The organism is Actinoplanes sp. NPDC051633, from assembly GCF_040681735.1.
Taxonomy (GTDB): domain Bacteria; phylum Actinomycetota; class Actinomycetes; order Mycobacteriales; family Micromonosporaceae; genus Actinoplanes.
The window spans coordinates 1-4,038 of sequence record NZ_JBFAZH010000723.1; the positions used below are offsets into that span (position 1 = coordinate 1).

A 4,038-nucleotide genomic window follows, 5' to 3' on the forward strand; every position below is an offset into this window, starting at 1 on the left:
GGCCGAGCAGCAGCACCCGCTCGCCGTGCCCGATGCGCAGGTCGACGTCCCGGACCGCCCAGGCGCGGCGACCGGCGTGCCGCCACCCGAACCCGCGAAGCTCAACCTGCGCCACGGGCTAGACCAGCGCCCTGTCCCGGCCCGCCGCGAAGCGGTCCAGCACCCCGGTCTGCGCCAGCGCCCTGGTCAGCGCGGCGCTGCCCAGCCCGGCGATCACCAGGGACGACACCGCGACGATCAGGATGTACGGCAGGCGCATCGACGTCCAGGACGTGTCGCCGTACCAGACCAGGGCGTCGTAGACGGCGGCCACGACGCCGGCCAGCGCCGCCGCCAGCAGGGCCACGGGCAGACGCCAGACCTTGTACGCGAACGCGGCGAAGGCCAGCTCCGCGCCCAGCGCCTCGAGCGGCCCCTGCACCACGATCGTCCAGCCCCAGCTCGTGCCGATCGCGACCGACACCAGGGAGGCGAGGGTCAGGGTGTAGAACGCGGCACCCGGTTTGCGCACGATCAGGCCGCCCAGCACCGCCGGGACCAGCCACATGCCGTAGATCACGGCCCGGCCGGGCAGCGGGATGGCGTCGGCCGGCCCGTTCCACAGCAGGCCCCACGCCCAGAAGATCACGCCGAACGCGACGGCGACGATCGAGGCGATCACGATGTCGATGGTGCGCCAGCGGTAGTGCCCGGCTTGGTGCTTCATGGTGTACCTCCCAGGGGTACCGGGAGGAGACGTACAGTGAGACTGACCGAACTCCCTGCGCTGGCATTACCCAGATCAGGTTCGAGGGTCTGCGGATTTCACCCGCACTCTCAGCGCTGTGCGCTCCCCTGTCGGATTGCTTAGTGTTCACGTGACGCTAACACCGCGAAGGGGAGGCCATCAATGCAGGTTGCCGCTCGGGGGTTGACCTTCGACGTCAAGGTCGAGGGTCCGCCGGACGGATCACCCGTTCTGCTCCTGCACGGGTTTCCGCAAGATCACCGGGAGTTCGACCTCATCCTCCCCAGGCTGCACGCCGCCGGCCTGCGCACGATCGCGTACGACCAGCGCGGGTACGGTCCGCGGCCGCCGGGCGTCGAGGCTTACCGGTTGTCCGAGGCCGCGGCCGATGCGATCGCGATCCTGGACGAGCTGAACGTCCCGCGGGCCCACGTGATCGGCCACGACTGGGGAGCGCAGGTGGCGTGGATCCTGGCCGCGTCGCATGCCGACCGGCTCGAGACGCTCACCGCGGTCTCCGTGCCGCACCCGCGGGCCCTGGGGCTGGCGCTGCGGGCCCGGCCGTCGCAGAAGGCACGGTTTGCGTACATGGGGGTGTTCCGCTCGCCGATCGCGGAGCGGCTGCTGCTGGCCCGCAACGGCGCGGTGCTGCGGGCGATGATGAGCGCGATCGGTGACCGCGCCGGCCTGTACGCGGACGCCATGCGTGAGCCGGGGCGGCTGACCGGCGCGCTGAACTGGTACCGGGCGCTGTCCCGCGACCAGCTCGCCGCCGTCGGCACGATCACCGTGCCGACCACCTACGTCTGGAGCGACAAGGATCCGGTGGTCGGCCTGACCGCGGCGCTGCGGACCGCCGACTGGGTGGAGGCCGACTACCAACTGGTCGCCCTCAAGGGGATCGGGCACTGGGTGCCCGAGGAGGCTCCGGGTGCGCTGGCCGACGCCGCGCTGGCGAGGATCGGCGTTTGACCATCGTCCCCGGAGGGAACGGTTGCGTCACCTTTGGTTCATGGGGAGGTAACCGTGGCGCAAGAGAAGTCGCGCATGCCCAACGAGTCGGAAAAACAACGCTGGGACCGCAACTTCGCCGACCTGCTGCAGGAACTGCGGGTCGCACAGACGGGCGTCCAGATCCTCTTCGCGTTCCTGCTGACGCTGCCGTTCAGCAACGGCTTCCCCAAGACGACGGCGTTTCAGAAGGACACGTACGTCGTCGCGCTGATCTCCGCCGCCTTCGCCACCGCGCTGATCATCTCCCCGGTCGCGTTCCACCGCGCGCTCTTCCGCCAGGGCCGCAAGCCGGAGCTGGTCCGATACTCGCACCGGGTGGCGACGTGGGGACTCGCCTGCATGCTGGTCTCCATGGTCAGCAGCGTCCTGCTGATCACCGACTACCTGCTCAGCATCTGGGCCGCGCTGATCATCACGGTGATCACCGGGGCGTGGTTCCTGTTCTTCTGGGTGATCCTGCCGGCGATCCGTCGCAACTGGGGCGAGGACGACGACAACGACGGCGTCATGGACGACGCCCCGAAGGGCGCAACCCCAAGTCCTTGAGCTCCAGCGCGGCCAGGGCGTCCACTGCGGACTCGTCGCCGTTGCGCCACGCCTGGGCGATGTCGGGGCCGAGCGCGGTCAGCCGGTTCAGCGGCTGCGACGCGAGCGCGCGCAGGGCGAGCAGGTCGCGCCCGGCCGGCTGGTCGCGCACCGACTTCGCGACGCCGGCCCGCCGGATCCACTTCACCCGCGCCGGCAGCCACAGGAACAAGACCAGTGCCAGGGGTACGGCGACCAGCAGCAACGCCAGCACCAGAGCGAGGTTCCCGACGATCTCCTGCTGGTCGCGCCCGGCCTCGGCCAGCGACCGGGCCGCCTCGGCCGCCCTGGTGAACGGCGCGGTCAGATCGTCGCCGACCAGTGGGACCCGGCCCACCTTGGAGCCGGCGTCGGCCAGGTTGTCGGCGATGCCGCCGCCGGCGCTCTCCAGCTTCTGCCCGGGCACGCCCAGCTTGAGGACCAGGTCGTGCACCCAGACTCCGGCCCGGATCCAGGCGTAGACCCAGATGATGACGAGGATGTCGGTGAGCAGTTGACGGATCGCGACGGGTAGCCGATCGGCATACATGCCTACTGCTTAGCGCATTCGGGGCATGTTCCGAAGATCTCCAACGTGTGCGAGACGTCTTTGAAACCGTGCTTCTCGGCGACCCGGTCGGCCCAGCTCTCCACCGCCGGGCCCTCCACCTCGACGGTCCGGCCGCAGGACCGGCACACCAGGTGGTGATGGTGACCCTGGCTGCACCGGCGGTAGAGGTGCTCACCGCCGGGCGGGCGCATCACGTCGATCTCGCCCGCGTCGGCCAGGCCCTGCAGGGTGCGGTAGACGGTGGTCAGCCCCACCCGCTCGCCGCGGGCACGCAGCATCGCGTGCAGATCCTGGGCACTGTGGAAGCCCTCGACATCGGCCAGCACCGCGCTGACCGCGGTGCGCTGCTTGGTGTTGCGGACCACATCATTGGTCACGACCCGGCCTCCCTCGCATGGCTCACCGCATCCGCGACGATGTGCGCGACGTGATCGTCCACCAGTGAGTATGCGATCTCCCGGCCGCGCCGGGCGCCGCGCACCACACCGGCGCCGCGCAACACCCGCAGGTGCTGCGAGACCAGCGGCTGCGGCGCGCCGAGCGTCTCCACCAGCTCGTGCACGCAGCGCTCGCCCGCCCCCAACTCTGCCACGATCGCCACCCGGATCGGCGCCGACAGGGCCCGGAGCAGTTCCCCGGCGCCCTCATAGGCCTCGTAACCCGGCTTGGTGTCAGCCATGGAGCACCACGTCCGGAGGCTCGGCGCTGACCGGCGCCCGCTTGGTCCGGCGCAGCGCGCCCGCCGCGGTCAGCGCCAGGAAGACGACCAGCGCGACGATGACGATCGTGGCGCCCGGCGCGGTGTCCAGCTCGGCGGAGACCAGCACGCCCGAGGCGGCCGCGACCAGGCCCACGCCCATGGCGACCGCCATCGTGGTCCGGAAGCCGCGGGAGACCTGCTGGGCCGCCGCCACCGGCACCACCATCAGCGCGCTGACCAGCAGCAGGCCGACGGTCCGCATGGCGATCGTGACGGTCACCGCGGTGGTCACCGCTATCAGCAGGTTGAGCGTGCGGACCGGCAGGCCGGACACCCGCGCGTACTCCTCGTCGTCGCTGACCGCGAACAGCGCCGGGCGCAGCAGCAGCATCGCGGCCAGCACCGCGACGCCGAGCACGGCGATCACCACCAGGTCGCCCGCCGATGTGGTGGTGAGCGAGC

The 4,038-nt window shown here is 70.9% G+C and carries 7 protein-coding genes and 1 riboswitch; of the genes, 2 read left to right on the forward strand and 5 right to left on the reverse strand.

Translation table 11 applies throughout. The features are described from left to right. Positions 1–118: 118 nt before the first annotated feature. A complete protein-coding gene (locus AB0M20_RS30605) occupies positions 119–706 on the reverse strand; it encodes an ECF transporter S component (RefSeq protein ID WP_364303796.1) in 588 nt (195 codons plus the stop codon). 34 nt (positions 707–740) lie between these two features. Then, a riboswitch (TPP riboswitch) is annotated at positions 741–846 on the reverse strand. A 43-nt stretch (positions 847–889) separates the two neighbouring features. Here AB0M20_RS30605 and AB0M20_RS30610 point away from each other — a divergent pair. Both AB0M20_RS30610 and AB0M20_RS30615 read left to right on the forward strand, forming a co-directional pair. Further along, positions 890–1,699: an alpha/beta hydrolase gene (locus tag AB0M20_RS30610; RefSeq protein WP_364303797.1), complete on the forward strand. Its 810-nt coding sequence runs from the start codon at positions 890–892 to the stop codon at positions 1,697–1,699. Between the two features lie 75 nt (positions 1,700–1,774). Then, on the forward strand, positions 1,775–2,287 hold the full coding sequence (locus tag AB0M20_RS30615) for a DUF6328 family protein (RefSeq protein ID WP_364303802.1): 513 nt from the start codon (positions 1,775–1,777) through the stop codon (positions 2,285–2,287). Here AB0M20_RS30615 and AB0M20_RS30620 read toward each other — a convergent pair. The 4 genes from AB0M20_RS30620 to AB0M20_RS30635 all read right to left on the reverse strand — a co-directional run. Further along, the gene (locus AB0M20_RS30620) at positions 2,247–2,855 is read right to left on the reverse strand and encodes a hypothetical protein (protein WP_364303798.1); all 609 of its coding nucleotides are present in this window, start codon (positions 2,853–2,855) and stop codon (positions 2,247–2,249) included. The genes AB0M20_RS30615 and AB0M20_RS30620 overlap by 41 nt on opposite strands. A gap of 2 nt (positions 2,856–2,857) precedes the next feature. Continuing rightward, positions 2,858–3,253: a Fur family transcriptional regulator gene (locus AB0M20_RS30625; RefSeq protein ID WP_364303799.1), complete on the reverse strand. Its 396-nt coding sequence runs from the start codon at positions 3,251–3,253 to the stop codon at positions 2,858–2,860. Beyond that, the gene (locus tag AB0M20_RS30630; protein ID WP_364303800.1) at positions 3,250–3,555 is read right to left on the reverse strand and encodes a metalloregulator ArsR/SmtB family transcription factor; all 306 of its coding nucleotides are present in this window, start codon (positions 3,553–3,555) and stop codon (positions 3,250–3,252) included. Before AB0M20_RS30630 ends, AB0M20_RS30625 begins: the two co-directional genes overlap by 4 nt. Further along, the coding region (locus AB0M20_RS30635) for a metal ABC transporter permease (RefSeq protein WP_364303801.1) at positions 3,548–4,038 on the reverse strand (491 nt) is incomplete at its 5' end. The genes AB0M20_RS30635 and AB0M20_RS30630, both read right to left, overlap by 8 nt.